Source organism: Pseudomonas sp. TUM25319 (assembly GCF_056388475.1).
This window is the reverse complement of sequence record NZ_CM150751.1, coordinates 2,470,649-2,487,658: the sequence shown is the minus strand read 5'-3', so window position 1 is coordinate 2,487,658 and position 17,010 is coordinate 2,470,649. Positions and strand designations below refer to the sequence as shown.

Annotated in this window: 12 protein-coding genes; 6 read left to right on the top strand and 6 right to left on the bottom strand. The window is 60.4% G+C overall.

The genetic code is table 11. The annotated features are described in order from the left end of the window. The first annotated feature begins 41 nt into the window (after positions 1-41). The 6 genes from AC05QJ_RS11820 to fabI are packed head-to-tail and all read left to right on the top strand — an operon-like array spanning position 42 to position 8,243. Positions 42-1,871, top strand: a complete 1,830-nt coding sequence (locus AC05QJ_RS11820) for an extracellular solute-binding protein (RefSeq protein ID WP_476747027.1) — start codon at positions 42-44, stop codon at positions 1,869-1,871. Beyond that, a complete protein-coding gene (locus AC05QJ_RS11815) occupies positions 1,868-3,721 on the top strand; it encodes an extracellular solute-binding protein (protein ID WP_476747026.1) in 1,854 nt (617 codons plus the stop codon). Before AC05QJ_RS11820 ends, AC05QJ_RS11815 begins: the two co-directional genes overlap by 4 nt. A gap of 1 nt (position 3,722) precedes the next feature. Next, positions 3,723-4,796, top strand: a complete 1,074-nt coding sequence (locus AC05QJ_RS11810; RefSeq protein ID WP_476747025.1) for a microcin C ABC transporter permease YejB — start codon at positions 3,723-3,725, stop codon at positions 4,794-4,796. A 1-nt stretch (position 4,797) separates the two neighbouring features. After that, the gene (locus AC05QJ_RS11805; protein ID WP_476747024.1) at positions 4,798-5,817 is read left to right on the top strand and encodes an ABC transporter permease; all 1,020 of its coding nucleotides are present in this window, start codon (positions 4,798-4,800) and stop codon (positions 5,815-5,817) included. Position 5,818: 1 nt separating this feature from the next. Then, entirely contained in the window at positions 5,819-7,435 is a 1,617-nt protein-coding gene (locus AC05QJ_RS11800; protein WP_476747023.1) for an ABC transporter ATP-binding protein, read from the top strand. Between the two features lie 13 nt (positions 7,436-7,448). After that, a complete protein-coding gene (gene fabI / locus AC05QJ_RS11795; protein WP_316918938.1) occupies positions 7,449-8,243 on the top strand; it encodes an enoyl-ACP reductase FabI in 795 nt (264 codons plus the stop codon). A gap of 112 nt (positions 8,244-8,355) precedes the next feature. On the opposite strand, the gene AC05QJ_RS11790 is transcribed toward fabI, so the two are convergent. From AC05QJ_RS11790 to tig, 6 genes are all read right to left on the bottom strand, one after another. Next, positions 8,356-10,227, bottom strand: coding sequence for a SurA N-terminal domain-containing protein (locus AC05QJ_RS11790; RefSeq protein WP_476747022.1), 1,872 nt, complete (start codon positions 10,225-10,227; stop codon positions 8,356-8,358). Between the two features lie 191 nt (positions 10,228-10,418). Continuing rightward, on the bottom strand, positions 10,419-10,691 hold the full coding sequence (gene hupB, locus AC05QJ_RS11785) for a nucleoid-associated protein HU-beta (protein WP_476747021.1): 273 nt from the start codon (positions 10,689-10,691) through the stop codon (positions 10,419-10,421). Positions 10,692-10,835: 144 nt separating this feature from the next. Next, positions 10,836-13,232 (bottom strand): endopeptidase La, encoded by a 2,397-nt coding sequence (lon, locus tag AC05QJ_RS11780; RefSeq protein WP_476747020.1) that lies wholly within the window; start codon positions 13,230-13,232, stop codon positions 10,836-10,838. A 152-nt stretch (positions 13,233-13,384) separates the two neighbouring features. After that, positions 13,385-14,668 (bottom strand): ATP-dependent Clp protease ATP-binding subunit ClpX, encoded by a 1,284-nt coding sequence (gene clpX / locus AC05QJ_RS11775; protein WP_476747019.1) that lies wholly within the window; start codon positions 14,666-14,668, stop codon positions 13,385-13,387. Positions 14,669-14,776: 108 nt separating this feature from the next. Next, positions 14,777-15,418: an ATP-dependent Clp endopeptidase proteolytic subunit ClpP gene (gene clpP, locus AC05QJ_RS11770; RefSeq protein ID WP_476747018.1), complete on the bottom strand. Its 642-nt coding sequence runs from the start codon at positions 15,416-15,418 to the stop codon at positions 14,777-14,779. A 90-nt stretch (positions 15,419-15,508) separates the two neighbouring features. Continuing rightward, positions 15,509-16,822 carry a trigger factor gene (gene tig, locus AC05QJ_RS11765; protein ID WP_476747017.1) on the bottom strand — a complete coding sequence of 438 codons (1,314 nt, stop codon included), beginning with the start codon at positions 16,820-16,822 and terminating at the stop codon, positions 15,509-15,511. Positions 16,823-17,010: the final 188 nt, after the last annotated feature.

Sequence of the window (17,010 nt, the reverse complement as noted above, 5' to 3'; positions counted from 1 at the left end):
ACGGATCATAAAGCCCAAGCCGCCTGGACCGGATCGCCGACTTGATACGTCCCCTCCTGCTGTCACTCAGCCTGGCCTTGAGCTTTCCCGCAGGCGCAACCATCACCGAAAGTCACGGTTACGCCCAGTTCGGCACGCTCAAGTACCCTGCCAGATTTACCCACTTCGACTGGGTCAACCCGCAAGCTCCCAAGGGAGGCACCTTGCGGGCGATGGCGTTTGGCACGTTCGACACCCTGAACCCCTATACCTTCAAAGGCAGCAGTCCGGTGACCACACCGAACTTCCTGCAGTACGGTGTCAACGAACTCAACGAAACCCTGATGGTCGGTACCGGCCAGTACGATCCCTCTGGCGACGAGGCAACCTCCAGCTACGGCCTCATTGCGCGCTCGGTGGAATTCAGCGAAGACCGCAGTTGGGTGGTCTTCAACCTGCGCCCGGAAGCACGCTTTCACGATGGGCATCCGATCACAGCAGCAGACGTGGCGTTTTCCTACCGCACCCTGCTCAAGGATGGGCATCCGATCTACCGCACCAACCTGCAGGAAGTGCAACGGGTCGATATCCTCAACCCGCAACGCATCCGCTTCGTGTTCAAGCGCGCCGGCAACCCGCTGCTGATCCTGCGCCTGGGCGAAATGCCGGTACTGCCACAGCACTACTGGAAAGGCCGCGACTTCAAGACCACCACTTTCGAACCACCCCTGGGCAGCGGCCCCTACCGCATAACCCAGGTAGAACCCGGGCGCCGGCTGGTATTCGAGCGAGTCAAGGACTGGTGGGGCAAGGACTTGCCCGTCAATCGCGGCAAATACAACTTCGACCGGGTCGAGTACGAGTTCTACCGTGACAGCGACGTCGCTTTCGAAGCCTTCAAGGCCGGAGAATTCGATATCTACATCGAGCATCAGGCGAAGAACTGGGCCAATGGCTACACCTTTCCGGCGGTTCGCCGCGGGCAGGTGATCAAGGCGCAGATCCAGCACCAGATTCCAACCCAGACCCAGGGGCTGTTCATGAACAGCCGCCGCGCAGCCTTCGCCGATCGCCGCGTGCGCCAGGCCCTCGGGCTGATGCTGGATTTCGAATGGACCAACCGTGCGCTGTTCAGTGACGCCTATCGACGCGCCACCAGCTTCTACCCCAACAGCGAATTCAGCGCCAACGGCCTGCCAGTGGGCAAGGAATGGCTGCTGCTCGCGCCTTACCGCGACCAGCTTCCTCCCGGCCTGTTCACCCAGCCCTTCAGCGTCAGCCATACCGACGGTCGCGGCGTGGGGCGAGACAATCTGCGCCAGGCCCTGGACCTGCTCGCCCAGGCCGGTTGGAGGCTTTCCGGCCAGCGTCTGGTCAACAGCAATGGCCAGCCGCTGAAGCTGGAAATACTGCTGGTCAACCCGAACCTGGAGCGCATTCTCCAGCCCTATGTCGAGAACCTCTCCAGCATCGGCATCGAGGCACGCCTGCGCACGGTGGACCGCGCCCAGTACAAGCAGCGGCTCGACCAGTTCGATTTCGACATGATCCTGATGACCCTGACCCAAACCCTCAGTCCGGGCCTGGAGCAATGGCAGTACTTCCATTCCAGCCAGGCGGCGACCCGAGGCAGCAAGAACTACGCTGGCGTGAACAGCCCGGTGGTCGACCACCTGCTCGAAGCGCTGCTCGCCGCGCAAAGCCGCGACGACCAGGTGGCCGCAACCCGCGCCCTGGACCGCGTCCTGCTCTGGCAGCACTACATGATTCCCAACTGGTATCTCGACTATCACCGCCTGGCCTACCGCAACCGGTTCGCCTTCGTCACCACGCCGCCCTACACCCTCGGGCTGAACACTTGGTGGCTCAAGCCTTCGGAGAATGCCCAATGATGCCGATCCCCCGTCTGCGCCCCCTGCTCGGCGGCCTGCTACTGGCCAGCCTGAGCCTGCAGACCCTGGCCTCACCGCAGCATGCGGTGACCCTGTACAACGAAGCGCCGAAGTATCCGGCCGACTTCAAGCACTTCGACTACGTGAACCCGGATGCACCCAAGGGCGGGGTATTCCGCCAGAACGGTTTCGGCGGTTTCGACAGCCTCAACCCGTTCATCAGCAAGGGGGTGCCGGCAGACAACATCGAGCTGGTCTACGACACCCTGGCCCGCGCCAGCCTCGATGAGCCCTTTACCGAATACGGCTTGATCGCCAGGCAGATCGAAAAAGCCCCGGACAACAGCTGGGTCCGTTTCTATCTGCGCCCGGAGGCTCGCTTCCACGATGGCCAGCCGGTCCGCGCCGAAGACGTGGTGTTCACCTTCAACACCCTGATCAAAAGCGGCGCCCCGCTCTACCGCGGCTACTACGCCGATGTGGCGGAAGTGGTCGCGGAAGACCCGCTCAAGGTGCTGTTCAAGTTCAAGCACAGCAACAACCGCGAGCTGCCGCTGATCCTCGGTCAGTTGCCCGTACTGCCGAAACACTGGTGGGAAGGCCGCGACTTCACCAAAGGCAATCTGGAAATCCCGGTGGGCAGCGGCCCGTATCGGGTCACTGATGTGAAGCCCGGACGCTCGATCCGCCTGGAGCGGGACAAGAACTACTGGGGCAAGGATCTACCGATCAACCGCGGTTTCTACAACTTCGATACCCTCACCGTGGACTACTTCCGCGACAACACCGTCGCCCTGGAAGCGTTCAAGGCCGGGCAGTTCGACTACTGGTTCGAAACCAGCGCGAAAAACTGGGCCACCGCCTACAACATTCCAGCGGTACGGGAAAAGCGCCTGATCCGCGAGGAAATTCCCAATGGCACCCCCACCGGCATGCAAGGCTTCGTTTTCAACCTGCGCCGCCCGGTGTTCCAGGACGTCAAGGTGCGTCATGCACTCAGCCTGCTGCTCGACTTCGAGTGGACCAACAAGCAGTTGTTCAATGGCGCCTACACCCGCACCGGCAGCTACTTCGAGAACTCGGAGATGGCCGCGCAAGGCCTGCCCGGCCCCGAAGAACTGAAGATCCTCGACCCGCTGCGGGGCAAGGTGCCCGAGCAGGTGTTCAGCGAAGCCTTCAAGAACCCGGTCACCGATGGCAGCGGCATGATCCGCGACCAGCAGCGCGAAGCCTACAAGCTGCTGCAGGAAGCCGGGTGGCGCATCGAAAACGACAAGATGGTAGATGCCCAGGGCAAGCCGCTGACGATCGAGTTCCTGCTGGCGCAAACCGAATTCGAACGTATTCTGTTGCCCTACAAGCGTAACCTCGCCGATCTGGGCATCACCCTCAACATCCGCCGGGTCGACGTCGCCGAGTACATCAATCGCCTGCGCTCGCGCGACTTCGACATGATCGTCGGCGGCTTCCCGCAGTCCAACTCTCCGGGCAACGAACAACGCGAATTCTGGCAGAGCAGCAGCGCCGACAATCCCGGCAGCCGCAATTTCATGGGCCTCAAGGACCCAGCGGTGGACAGCCTGGTGGAATCGCTGATCAACGCCGATTCGCGGCAAAGTCTGGTAGCCCACACCCGCGCTCTCGACCGGGTGTTGCTGTGGGGCTTCTACGTGGTACCAAACTGGCACATCAAGACCTGGCGCGTGGCCTACTGGAATCACATCGGCCATCCGCAGACGCCACCCAAGTACGACATCGGTATCAATACCTGGTGGATCAAGCCCGGCGTGACGCCTGCCACTCCGGTCACCCCACCGGCCGATGCCACGCCGGCGAACGGGGAGCAGTGACATGTTGGCCTATATCCTGCGGCGCCTGCTGCTGATCATCCCTACGCTGCTGGGCATCCTGATCATCAACTTCGTCATCATCCAGGCCGCTCCAGGCGGCCCGGTGGAACAGATGATCGCCAAGCTCGAGGGTTTCGAGGGCGCCACGAGCCGCATCGCCGGTGGCGGTGCCGAAGTGTCGGTGGCCGGTTCCAACTATCGCGGCGCACAGGGCCTGGACCCGGCGCTGATCCAGGAAATCGAGCGGATGTATGGCTTCGACAAGTCCGCGCCGGAACGCCTGTGGATCATGATCAAGAACTACGCCCGACTCGATTTCGGCGACAGCTTCTTCCGCGATGCCAAGGTGGTCGACCTGATCGCCGAGAAACTGCCGGTGTCCATTTCCCTCGGGCTATGGAGCACGCTGATCATGTACCTGGTGTCGATCCCACTGGGTATCGCCAAGGCAACCCGCCATGGCAGTCACTTCGATGTCTGGACCAGCTCGGCGATCATCATCGGCTATGCGATCCCCGCGTTTCTCTTCGCCATCCTGCTGATCGTGGTGTTCGCCGGCGGCAGCTATCTGGACTGGTTCCCTTTGCGTGGCCTGACATCGAGCAACTTCGACGAACTGAGCACCTGGGGCAAGATCACCGATTATTTCTGGCACCTGGCCCTGCCCATTACCGCGCTGGTCATCGGCAACTTCGCCACCATGACCCTGCTGACCAAGAACAGCTTCCTCGACGAGATCAACAAGCAATACGTGGTGACCGCCAAGGCCAAAGGGCTGACGCCGAACCGCGTGCTCTATGGCCACGTATTCCGCAACGCCATGCTGCTGGTGATCGCCGGCTTCCCCTCGGCCTTCATCGGTATCTTCTTCACCGGCTCGCTGCTGGTGGAAGTGATCTTCTCGCTCGACGGCCTGGGCCTGATGAGCTTCGAGGCGGCCATCAACCGCGACTATCCGGTGGTGTTCGGCACGCTGTTCATTTTCACCCTGCTGGGGTTGGTGGTGAAACTGATCGGTGACCTGACCTACACCCTGGTCGACCCACGCATCGACTTCGAAAGCCGGGAGCACTGAGATGACGCTATCCCCTCTCAACCGCCGCCGCTTCGAGCGCTTCAAGGCCAACCGCCGTGGCTGGTGGTCGCTGTGGCTGTTCCTGATCCTGTTCGGCCTGAGCCTTGGCGCCGAACTGATCGCCAACGACAAGCCACTGGTGGTGCGCTACGACGGCGAGTTCTACTTCCCGGCGTTCAAGCGTTACCCGGAAACCACCTTCGGCGGGGAATTCCCGCTGGAAGCCAACTACAAGAGCCCCTACATCCGCGACCTGCTGGAGAAGAAGCAGAGCTGGGTGGTGTGGGCGCCGATTCCGTTCAGCTACCAGAGCATCAACTACGACCTGAAAGTCCCGGCTCCTGCCCCGCCTTCAGCGCAGAACTGGCTGGGCACCGACGATCAGGGCCGCGATGTGCTGGCCCGGGTGATCTATGGCTTCCGCATCTCGGTGCTGTTTGCCCTGACACTCACCGTGCTCAGTTCCATCATTGGCGTCATCGCCGGTGCACTGCAGGGCTTCTATGGCGGCTGGGTCGATCTTGCCGGGCAGCGTTTCCTGGAAATCTGGTCGGGCCTGCCGGTGCTGTACCTGCTGATCATCCTTGCCAGTTTCGTCCAGCCGAATTTCTGGTGGCTGCTGGGAATCATGCTGCTGTTCTCATGGATGAGCCTGGTGGACGTGGTGCGCGCCGAGTTCCTGCGCGGTCGCAACCTGGAATATGTACGCGCCGCCCGCGCCCTGGGCATGCAGAATGCCGCGATCATGTACCGGCACATCCTGCCCAACGCCATGGTCTCGACCATGACGTTCATGCCCTTCATTCTCACCGGCGCCATCGGCACCCTGACCGCTCTGGACTTTCTCGGCTTCGGCCTGCCGCCGGGGGCGCCTTCCCTCGGAGAGCTGGTGTCCCAGGGCAAATCCAACCTCCAGGCGCCCTGGCTCGGCATCAGCGCTTTCGCCGTGCTGGCAGTGATGCTCAGCCTGCTGGTGTTCATCGGCGAATCCGCCCGCGATGCCTTCGACCCGAGGAAATGACATGAACAAGGACACCTTGATCGAAGTACGCGACCTCGCGGTCGAGTTCGTCACCGGTGCGCAGCAACAGCGTGTCGTGGAGAACGTCAGCTTCGATATCCGCCGCGGCGAGACCCTGGCACTGGTGGGCGAAAGCGGTTCGGGCAAATCGGTCACAGCCCACTCGATCCTGCGCCTGCTGCCGTATCCGCTGGCGCGGCACCCCTCCGGAAGCATCCGCTACGACGGCCAGGACTTGCTGACACTGGACGAAAAAAAGATGCGCCACATCCGTGGCAACCGCATCGCGATGATCTTCCAGGAGCCGATGACCTCGCTGAACCCGTTGCACAACATCGAGAAGCAGATCAACGAAGTGCTGATGCTGCACAAGGGCCTGCGCGGCAAGGAAGCGACCGCACGCACCCTGGAACTGCTGGAGCTGGTGGGCATTCCCGAACCGGCCAAGCGCCTCAAGGCCCTGCCCCATGAATTGTCCGGTGGCCAGCGTCAACGGGTGATGATCGCCATGGCCCTGGCCAACGAGCCGGAGCTGCTGATCGCCGACGAACCGACCACCGCACTGGACGTCACCGTACAACTGAAAATCCTCGAACTGCTCAAGCGATTGCAGGCCAAGCTGGGCATGGCGCTGCTACTGATCAGTCACGATTTGAACCTGGTGAAAAGAATTGCTCACCGCGTATGTGTCATGCAGCGCGGTTGCATCGTCGAACAAGCGTCGTGTGACGAACTGTTCCGCGCGCCCCAGCATCCGTACACGCAAATGCTGCTCGGCGCCGAGCCCAGCGGCAAGCCCGCCGCCAACCCGGTGGGTGCGCCGATGCTGGAAGTCGAGGACCTGCGTGTCTGGTTCCCGATCAAGAAAGGCCTGCTGCGCAAGACCGTCGATCATGTAAAGGCAGTGGATGGCATCAACTTCAGCCTGCCTCAGGGCCAGACCCTGGGGATCGTTGGCGAAAGTGGATCCGGCAAGTCGACACTGGGCCTGGCGATCCTGCGACTGATCGCCAGCAAAGGCGCCATCCGCTTTCAGGGTCAACCCCTGAACGGGTTGACGCAACAACAGGTGCGGCCGCTGAGACGGCAGATGCAGGTGGTCTTCCAGGACCCCTTCGGCAGCCTCAGCCCACGCATGTGCGTAGGCGATATCGTCGGAGAGGGCCTGCGCATTCATCGGATAGGCACGGAGGCGGAACAGGAACAGGCCATCATGGACGCCTTGAGGGAAGTAGGTCTGGACCCGGAAACCCGGCACCGCTACCCTCACGAGTTTTCCGGAGGCCAGCGACAAAGGATTGCCATTGCCCGGGCACTGGTATTGAAACCGGCGCTGATACTGCTGGACGAGCCCACTTCGGCGCTCGACCGGACCGTTCAGCGCCAGGTGGTGGAACTGCTGCGTGCGCTGCAGACCAAGTACAACCTGACCTACCTGTTCATCAGCCATGACCTGGCGGTGGTCAAGGCGCTCAGCCACCAGTTGATGGTGGTCAAGCAGGGTCAGGTGGTGGAACAAGGTCCGGCGGCGGGTATTTTCGCCGAACCACAACATCCCTATACACAGCAGCTGCTGGAAGCCGCATTCCTGGCTCCCACAGCTGTCGATATAACCTGAAGAGGAACAACACATGGGTTTTCTCGCCGGTAAGCGCGTACTGATCGTCGGTGTCGCCAGCAAACTGTCCATCGCATCCGGCATCGCCGCCGCCATGCATCGCGAGGGCGCAGAACTTGCCTTCACCTACCAGAACGAAAAGCTCAAGGGCCGCGTCGAAGAGTTCGCCGCGGGCTGGGGCTCCAACCCTGAGCTGTGCTTCCCTTGCGACGTTGCCAATGACGACGACATCGCCAAGGTCTTCGAGGAACTGAGCAAGAAGTGGGACGGCCTGGACTGCATCGTGCACTCCGTAGGCTTCGCCCCGGGCGACCAGCTCGACGGCGACTTCACCGAAGTCACCACCCGTGAGGGCTTCCGCATCGCTCACGACATCAGCGCCTACAGCTTCGTCGCACTGGCCAAGGCCGGTCGTGAACTGATGAAAGGCCGCAATGGCAGCCTGCTGACCCTGTCGTACCTGGGCGCCGAGCGCACCATGCCGAACTACAACGTGATGGGCATGGCCAAGGCCAGCCTGGAAGCCGGTGTACGCTACCTGGCCGGCAGCCTCGGCCCGGAAGGCACCCGCGTCAACGCCATATCCGCCGGTCCGATCCGCACCCTCGCCGCTTCGGGCATCAAGAGCTTCCGCAAGATGCTGGCCGCCAACGAAGCACAGACGCCACTGCGTCGCAACGTCACCATCGAAGAAGTCGGCAACGCCGGCGCCTTCCTCTGCTCCGACCTGGCGTCGGGCGTCAGCGGTGAAATCATGTACGTGGACGGTGGCTTCAACACCACCGCCATGGGCGATATCTCGGAGTAACTCTCCGGGAAGGGAAAAGGCCGCTGATGCGGCCTTTTCTTTTGCCCTGGATTGAGTCGGGCGCCCATGAAAAAGGCCGCATCAGCGGCCTTTTTCAATGAAGCGGCGTCACTCAGTAACGGGTGATGTCCGCCTTGGTTTCCAGCTGCTTGCGGTACGCTACGAAATCCTGCTGGCCGGCACGGGAAGCGAGATAACGGCGGTATTCGCCCTTCTCCTGCTCACTGGCCGCAGCGCCTTCGTTGACGCCGTTCAAGCGCAGTACCACCACGCTGCCGTCTCTCAGGGTGACGCTGGAGTACACCGGCTTGTCCTTGGCTTCAGGCTTGCCCATGCGGAACAGCGCCTGCAGCTCGACCGGATCGATGCCATCCTGGACGCGGGTGACTGCCTCCTGGACTTTCCATGCCTGGCCATCCTGAACCGGCTGGTAAGCTACCTTGCCGTCACGCAGACCGGCGATAAGCGCCTCGGTCCTGACTTTTACCGCAGCGGTCGCCTGCTCACGGGCCAGATGCGTGCGAATGGCATCGGATACCGCTTCCAGCGGCAGTTGTTCCGGCTTGCGGTGTTCCTTGGCACGGATGACGACAACGGTTTCAGGATCCAGCTCGATCGCCGAACTGTTGGAGCCTTCGTTCAACACCTCTTCGCTGAACGCTGCCTGGATCACCTGGCGGTTGGCCGTGATCCCTTCGCCACCCTCGCGACCGAACGGCTCGGAGGTATGCACCTTCAAGCCCAGGTCCTGTGCAGGCTGTGCCAGGTCGGAGGCTTCGAACGCCGAGTCCTCGAGCTGCTTGGTCACCTCGACGAAACGCTGCTCGACCTGCTGGGTCTTCAGTTCGTGAGTCAGCTTGTCCTTCAGGCTGGCGAAGGTCGGCACCTCAGGTGCCTGGACGCCCAACAGCTTGATCAGGTGGAAGCCGTACTCGGTACGCACCGGTGCAGACACCTGATCCTTGCTCAACGCGTACAGCGCGTCTTCGAAGGCCGGGTCATAGGCACCTTTGCCCGCATAGCCCAGGTCACCACCTTTGCTGGCAGAACCCGAATCCTGCGAGAACTCTTTGGCCAGTGCGGCGAAATCTTCGCCTTTGGCCAGGCGCTGCTGGATGTCCTCGACGCGGGCCTTGGCCTTGGTCTCGTCCTGCTTGTCGTTGACCTCCACCAGAATGTGCGCGGCGTGGCGCTGCTCGGCGAGGTTGGCGATTTCTTTCTGGTACAGGTCCTGCAACTCGTCATCACTGACCTTGACCTGATCGAAGAAGGAGGACTTCTTCAGCTCGATGTAGTCGATAACGACCTGATCCGGGCTCATGAACTCCTTGGCGTGTTCATCGTAGTGCGCCTTGACCTCTTCGTCGGTCACCTTGCTGGCGGCAGGATCGGCCTTGAAGGTCAGCGAAGCGAAATCACGGGTCTGCTTCTCCAGGCGGGCGAAGGCATCGACCTGAGCATCAGTGACGAAACCACTGCCCGCCAGACCGGCACGCAGTTGCCCGATCAGCATTTCCTGGGCCAGCATCTCGCGGAACTGCAAGCGGCCGTAACCCATCTGGCGAATGACCAGGTCGAAGCGCTCTGCGCTGAACTTGCCGTCTACCTGGAAGTCAGGTGCCTGCAGGATCACCTGATCCAGCGCGGCATCGGAGAACGAGAACTTGGCATCATGCGCGCCTTGCAGCAGCAACTGCCGCTCGATGAGGCCCTTGAGCGCAGCCTCGCGCAGCATCTTGTCGTCGAGCAGCGAAGGATCGAAATCCTTGCCCAGCCGCTGCATCAGTTGGCGACGTTGCATGTCGACCGCCTGGCTCAGCTCGTTCTGGCTGATGGTGTCACCGTTGACCTTGGCAGCATCCTTGTCGTGGTTGACGGCCTGGAAAATGGCGTCAAAGCCGGTCAGCGCCATCAGCACCACGATGACACCGATGATGGTCTTGGCAATCCAACCCTGTGAATTGTCCCTGATATTCTGCAGCATGCGTCCCCCAGAAACGGATGTGTCTACTGCACAGCCGCGGAGCGTGGGTAGAGTCCTGATAAAAGAAAGGCGCATCCGTGGATGCGCCTTCTCGTAACGCGCGAAGCCGGCGAATTCGCGATCGCCCTTGCCTCGCTTGCGGGCCGATCACGAAGAGCGGCCCGGTTAGGCGAAAGCCTGGAAAGAACGTCTCAGTTGACGGCGTCTTTCAGGCCTTTGCCAGCCTTGAAGCCAGGAACCTTGGCAGCGGCGATCTTGATAGCCTTGCCGGTTTGCGGGTTACGGCCAGTACGCTCGGCGCGCTCTTTCACGGAGAAAGTACCGAACCCGACCAGAACCACGTCGTCGCCTTCTTTCAGGGCACCGGTAACCGATTCAATGACTGCGTCCAGCGCACGGCCGGCAACAGCTTTCGGGATATCAGCGGATGCTGCGATAGCGTCAATCAGTTCGCTTTTATTCACTATAAGTCCCCTTATTCTCTATTGAGTTTGTTTCTAACTATTTAATGAAAAGCTGAAACCTGTGTGGAGCGGCCTTCGACACTTAAGTGCCTTTAAAGCAAGGACCTTGAAAACGGTCAGAAAAGCCACTCCACAAAATACTGACTAGTGTGTACTGATTCGTTCCTTGGAATCACTGTCGCGTTTTTCATCCTTGGCGACAATCTCGGGAGCTACATCCGGCAAGGGCTCCGGGGCGTATTGCAGCGCAATTTGGAGGACTTCGTCAATCCATTTGACGGGTTTAATCTGAAGATCCTGCTTAATATTGTCAGGAATTTCCTTCAGATCTCGCACGTTTTCTTCTGGAATGATGACTGTCTTGATTCCACCACGATGAGCGGCGAGCAGTTTTTCCTTCAAACCACCAATTGCGAGCACCTGGCCACGCAGGGTGATCTCACCGGTCATGGCCACATCCGCACGCACCGGGATCTGGGTGAGTGCCGAAACCAGCGCGGTGCACATGCCGATGCCAGCACTTGGGCCATCCTTGGGGGTAGCGCCTTCGGGCATGTGGATGTGCGTATCGCGCTTCTCATGGAAATCCGCCGGAATACCCAGACTCTGCGCCCGGCTGCGGACCACGGTTTGCGCGGCGGTGATCGACTCTACCATCACATCGCCCAGCGAACCGGTCTTGATCAACTGGCCTTTGCCGGGAACGACGGCCGCCTCGATAGTGAGCAATTCACCACCCACCTGCGTCCAGGCCAGACCGGTCACCTGACCGACCTGGTCCTGCTGCTCGGCCAGGCCATAGCGGAACTTGCGTACGCCCAGGAAATGCTCCAGACGATCGCTGCCGACCTTCACGCCGACCGGCTTCTGCCCGGTGAATTCCTTGACCACCTTGCGGCAGACTTTGGCGATCTGCCGCTCCAGCCCACGCACACCGGCTTCGCGGGTGTAGTAGCGGATGATGTCGCGGATGGCGGCCACGTCGACTTCCAGCTCGGCTTTCTTCAGGCCGTTGGCCTTGATCTGCTTCGGCAGCAGGTACTTCACCGCGATATTGATCTTCTCGTCCTCGGTGTATCCCGGCAGACGGATGACTTCCATCCGGTCCAGCAGCGCAGGCGGGATATTCATAGAGTTCGAGGTGCAGAGGAACATCACATCGGACAGGTCGTAGTCGACTTCCAGATAGTGATCATTGAAGTTGTGGTTCTGCTCCGGGTCGAGCACTTCCAGCAGCGCGGATGCCGGATCCCCTCGCATGTCGCTGCCCATCTTGTCGATCTCGTCGAGCAGGAACAGCGGGTTGCGCACACCCACCTTGGTCATTTTCTGGATCAGGCGACCCGGCATCGAGCCGATGTAGGTGCGACGGTGACCACGAATCTCGGCTTCATCACGCACGCCGCCAAGGGCCATGCGCACGAACTTGCGATTGGTGGCGCTGGCGATGGATTCCGCCAGCGACGTCTTGCCGACACCCGGAGGCCCGACGAGGCAAAGCACGGGCCCACGGATCTTCTTGACGCGCTTTTGCACGGCAAGGTACTCAAGAATGCGTTCCTTGACCTCTTCCAGGCCGTAGTGGTCGGCATCGAGGATTTCCTCGGCCTTGGCCAGGTCCATGCGCACCTTGCTCTGCGCCTTCCACGGTACCTGCACCAGCCAGTCGAGGTAGGAGCGGACCACGGTAGCCTCGGCCGACATCGGCGACATCTGCTTGAGCTTGTTCAGCTCGGCCTGTGCCTTGGCGTAGGCATCCTTCGGCAAGCCGGCGGCTTCGAGACGCTTCTTCAGCTCCTCGACTTCGTTATGTCCTTCATCGCTATCACCCAGCTCTTTCTGAATGGCCTTCATCTGCTCATTCAGGTAGTACTCGCGCTGGCTGCGCTCCATCTGTTTCTTGACCCGCCCGCGAATGCGCTTCTCGACCTGCAGCAGGTCGATTTCGGCATCCAGGAGAGCAAGCACATGCTCCACCCGCGCGGCCAGATCGATGATCTCGAGAATCTCCTGCTTCTGCTCGATCTTCAGCGCCATGTGCGCAGCCATGGTATCGACCAGGCGGCCAGGCTCATCGATGCTGTTCAGGGAGGAGAGGACTTCTGCAGGGACTTTCTTGCCCAACTGGACATATTGCTCGAACTGCGAAAGCAGGCTGCGCACGAACACTTCGGATTCGCGGTCAGCGGCATCGACTTCGTCAATGAGAGAGACATCGGCGCGAATGTGCCCGTCAACCTCGACGAACCGTTCGACCGAGCCGCGCTGCTCGCCCTCGACCAGCACCTTGACGGTACCATCGGGCAGTTTCAACAGCTGGAGAACGGTGGCAATGGTACCGACGCGATAAAGCGCATCTTCACCCGGATCATCATCGGCAGGATTTTTTTGAGCCAGCAAAAGAATTTGCTTCTCACCGGTCATCGCAGCCTCGAGGGCTTCGATGGACTTCTCACGCCCCACGAACAGCGGGATAACCATGTGCGGGTAAACAACGACGTCGCGCAATGGCAAAAGAGGCAAGTCGAGGGTTGTCTTCATGATTTCGCCTCTACAGCGGCCTTGTGGCCGTAATCCGATGGAAATTTGAGCTTGGAGTTAATGTGGGGGCAGCCCCGGAAAAAAACAAGCTCTGCGACAGGAAAAGCAAAGGGGCCCGTAGGCCCCTTGCGTGTTTCACTGCCTTTCCGGACTCAGGCGTCCGGTGCGGCCTTGGCTTGCGGCTCGCTGTTCTCGTAGATCAACAGCGGCTGCGAAGTGCCATCGATGACGCTCTCGTCGATGACCACCTTGCTGACATCCTTCTGCGAAGGAATCTCGTACATGGTGTCGAGCAGAATGCCTTCGAGGATCGAACGCAGGCCGCGAGCACCGGTCTTGCGCTCCAGGGCCTTGCGGGCCACCGACTTGAGCGCATCGCTGCGGAACTCCAGATCGACGCCTTCCATCTCGAACAGCTTGCCGTACTGCTTGGTCAAGGCGTTCTTCGGCTCCGTCAGGATCTGCATCAGCGCAGCTTCATCCAGTTCGTCGAGGGTTGCCAGCACTGGCAGACGACCCACGAACTCTGGAATCAGACCGAACTTGACCAGATCATCCGGCTCGACTTCGCGCAGCGATTCACCAACCTTCTTGCCCTCTTCCTTGCTGCGAACTTCGGCACCGAAGCCGATGCCGCCGCGAGTGGAGCGCTGCTGGATGACTTTCTCCAGACCGGAGAAGGCACCACCGCAGATGAACAGGATGTTGCGCGTATCGACCTGCAGGAACTCCTGCTGAGGGTGTTTGCGACCACCCTGCGGCGGAACCGAGGCAACAGTGCCCTCGATCAGCTTCAGCAACGCCTGCTGCACGCCCTCGCCCGAGACATCGCGGGTGATGGACGGGTTGTCGGACTTGCGCGAGATCTTGTCGATTTCGTCGATGTAGACAATGCCCATCTGGGCCTTCTCGACATCGTAATCGCATTTCTGCAGCAGCTTCTGAATGATGTTCTCGACGTCTTCGCCCACGTAGCCCGCCTCGGTCAGCGTGGTTGCGTCAGCGATGGTGAACGGAACATTCAGCAGCCGTGCCAGGGTTTCGGCAAGCAGGGTCTTGCCCGAACCCGTCGGGCCGATGAGCAGGATGTTGCTCTTGCCCAGTTCGACGTCGTCGGATTTCTTGTCGCGTTGATTCAGGCGCTTGTAGTGGTTGTACACCGCTACGGCCAGAACCTTTTTCGCGCGCTCCTGACCAATGACGTACTGGTCCAGGATGGCGCTGATTTCTTTCGGCGAAGGCAATTTATGCGCGCTGCTTTCGGCCTGGGCTTCCTGCACCTCCTCACGGATGATGTCATTGCACAGGTCGACGCACTCGTCGCAGATAAATACCGAGGGGCCGGCAATCAACTTGCGCACTTCATGCTGGCTTTTGCCGCAGAAGGAGCAATAGAGCAATTTGCCGTTGTCCTCGCCGTTACGGGTGTCAGTCATTCGATCGATCCAATCCGGTAGGCTTGCAACACAAGATGAAGGCAATTGCGGGCTTTTTCAAGTCCGCAGGTAGGCGCTTTCCGCGCCTGCCTGCTCTGGCACCCTGGATCAGGAAACCAGTTGCCGCTTGTCGTAGACCGAGTCGATCAGGCCGTACTCGGCTGCGCGCTGGGCGCTCATGAAATTGTCACGCTCGGTGTCGCGCTTGATTGTCTCCAGATCCTGGCCCGTGTGGTGAGCCAGCAGATCATTCAGGCGCGCCTTGATGTTGAGGATTTCCTGGGCATGGATCTCGATATCGGTCGCCTGGCCCTGGAAGCCGCCAAGCGGCTGGTGAATCATCACCCGCGAGTTCGGCAGGCAGTGGCGCTTGCCAGCGGCACCAGCCGCGAGCAGGAAGGCGCCCATGCTGCAGGCCTGACCGATGCAGATGGTGGAGACATCAGGCTTGATGAACTGCATGGTGTCGTAGATCGACATGCCGGCAGTCACCGATCCGCCTGGGGAGTTGATGTAGAGATGGATATCCTTGTCCGGGTTTTCCGCTTCAAGGAACAGCAGTTGCGCCACAACCAGGTTGGCCATGTAGTCCTCTACCGGACCCACCAGGAAGATTACGCGCTCCTTCAACAGGCGCGAGTAAATGTCATAGGCACGTTCGCCACGGGCGGACTGCTCGATAACCATCGGGACCAGGCCGCCGGCGGCCTGGATGTCAGAGCTCTGCTGAATATAAGAATTGCGGGACATGTCCTGCACTCACTCCCAAATAGTCGTGGCTTGAATACGCACAAGCCAGCGCGAAGGCTGGCTTGTGGGGTTTTCCTACAAAGAAGGAAATCACTCAGCGGCGGCAGGTGCCTGTGCTGGCTTGACAGCTTCTTCATACGAGACCGACTTGTCGGTCACAGTCGCTTTCTGCAGGACAGTATCTACAACTTGTTCTTCCAGCACAACCGAACGAACTTCGTTCAGTTGCTGGTCGTTCTTGTAGTACCAGGCCACAACTTGCTCTGGCTCCTGATAGGCCGAGGCCATTTCCTGAATCAGCTCGCGAACGCGGTCTTCGTCCGGCTTCAGTTCGTTCTGCTTGACCACTTCAGCGACGATCAGACCCAGCACGACGCGACGCTTGGCTTGTTCTTCGAACAGCTCTGCCGGCAGTTGCTCAGGCTTGATGTTGCCACCGAACTGCTGAACAGCCTGAACGCGCAGGCGGTTCACTTCGTTTTCCAGCAGGGCCTTCGGCACTTCGATCGGGTTGGCAGCCAGCAGGCCGTCCATTACCTGATTCTTGACCTTGGTCTTGATTGCCTGGCGCAGTTCACGCTCCATGTTCTTGCGAACTTCGGTGCGGAAGCCGTCCAGGCCGGTTTCCTTGATGCCGAACTGGGCGAAGAACTCTTCGTTCAGCTCAGGCAGCTTCGGCTCGGAAACGCTGTTGACGGTGACGGTGAACTCGGCAGCTTTGCCAGCCAGGTCCAGGTTCTGGTAGTCCTCGGGGAAGGTCAGGGTCAGAACGCGCTCTTCACCAGCCTTGGCGCCAACCAGACCTTCTTCGAAGCCCGGAATCATGCGACCGGAACCCAGCACCAGCTGAGTGCCCTTGGCCGAACCACCGGCGAACGCTTCGCCGTCGATCTTGCCAACGAAGTCGATGTTCAGCTGGTCTTCGTTCTGGGCAGCACGCTCGGCTACTTCGAAACGGGTGTTCTGCTTGCGCAGCACTTCCAGCATGTTGTCGAGGTCGGCATCGGCGACTTCGGCGCTCAGGCGCTCGACAGCGATGGAATCGAAGCCGGCAACGGTGAACTCAGGGAACACTTCGAAGGTGGCGATGTATTCCAGGTCCTTGCCTTTCTCGAAGACCTTTGGCTCGACGGCAGGCGCACCAGCCGGGTTCAGCTTCTGCTCGACGACAGCCTCGTAGAAGGTCGCCTGGATCAGGTCGCCCAGGGCTTCCTGACGGGCTGCATCTTCGTAGCGCTGACGGATCACGCTCATTGGCACCTTGCCAGGACGGAAGCCCGGGACCTTGGCGCGACGGGCAGTCTGCTGCAGACGCTTGTTGACTTCGGTCTCGATGCGCTCGGCCGGGACGCCGATGGTCATGCGGCGCTCGAGAGCGGAAGTATTTTCAACAGAAACTTGCATGGATATTCCTCGTTGCACAGACGTTAGCCGGCGATACCCGACTCCAGAATCAAGGGCAAGCATTCTAGTAGCTCGAACACCAGAAGTCACCCTGTTCGGCCCGGAGGCGAATGGCGCCGATCTTCATTGATTTCGACAACAGCCCGGGCGAGAGCCAAACAACGTCGCAGCCACTGAAACAGAGGGCT

Excerpts from the sequence above, each read along its gene's own strand:
- AC05QJ_RS11815 (WP_476747026.1), top strand. The coding sequence starts at position 1,868 with ATGATGCCGATCCCCCGTCTGCGCCCCCTGCTCGGCGGCCTGCTACTG.
- AC05QJ_RS11810 (WP_476747025.1), top strand. The coding sequence starts at position 3,723 with ATGTTGGCCTATATCCTGCGGCGCCTGCTGCTGATCATCCCTACGCTG.
- AC05QJ_RS11805 (WP_476747024.1), top strand. The coding sequence starts at position 4,798 with ATGACGCTATCCCCTCTCAACCGCCGCCGCTTCGAGCGCTTCAAGGCC.
- AC05QJ_RS11800 (WP_476747023.1), top strand. The coding sequence starts at position 5,819 with ATGAACAAGGACACCTTGATCGAAGTACGCGACCTCGCGGTCGAGTTC.
- fabI (WP_316918938.1), top strand. The coding sequence starts at position 7,449 with ATGGGTTTTCTCGCCGGTAAGCGCGTACTGATCGTCGGTGTCGCCAGC.
- AC05QJ_RS11790 (WP_476747022.1), bottom strand. The coding sequence starts at position 10,227 with ATGCTGCAGAATATCAGGGACAATTCACAGGGTTGGATTGCCAAGACC.
- lon (WP_476747020.1), bottom strand. The coding sequence starts at position 13,232 with ATGAAGACAACCCTCGACTTGCCTCTTTTGCCATTGCGCGACGTCGTT.
- clpX (WP_476747019.1), bottom strand. The coding sequence starts at position 14,668 with ATGACTGACACCCGTAACGGCGAGGACAACGGCAAATTGCTCTATTGC.
- clpP (WP_476747018.1), bottom strand. The coding sequence starts at position 15,418 with ATGTCCCGCAATTCTTATATTCAGCAGAGCTCTGACATCCAGGCCGCC.
- tig (WP_476747017.1), bottom strand. The coding sequence starts at position 16,822 with ATGCAAGTTTCTGTTGAAAATACTTCCGCTCTCGAGCGCCGCATGACC.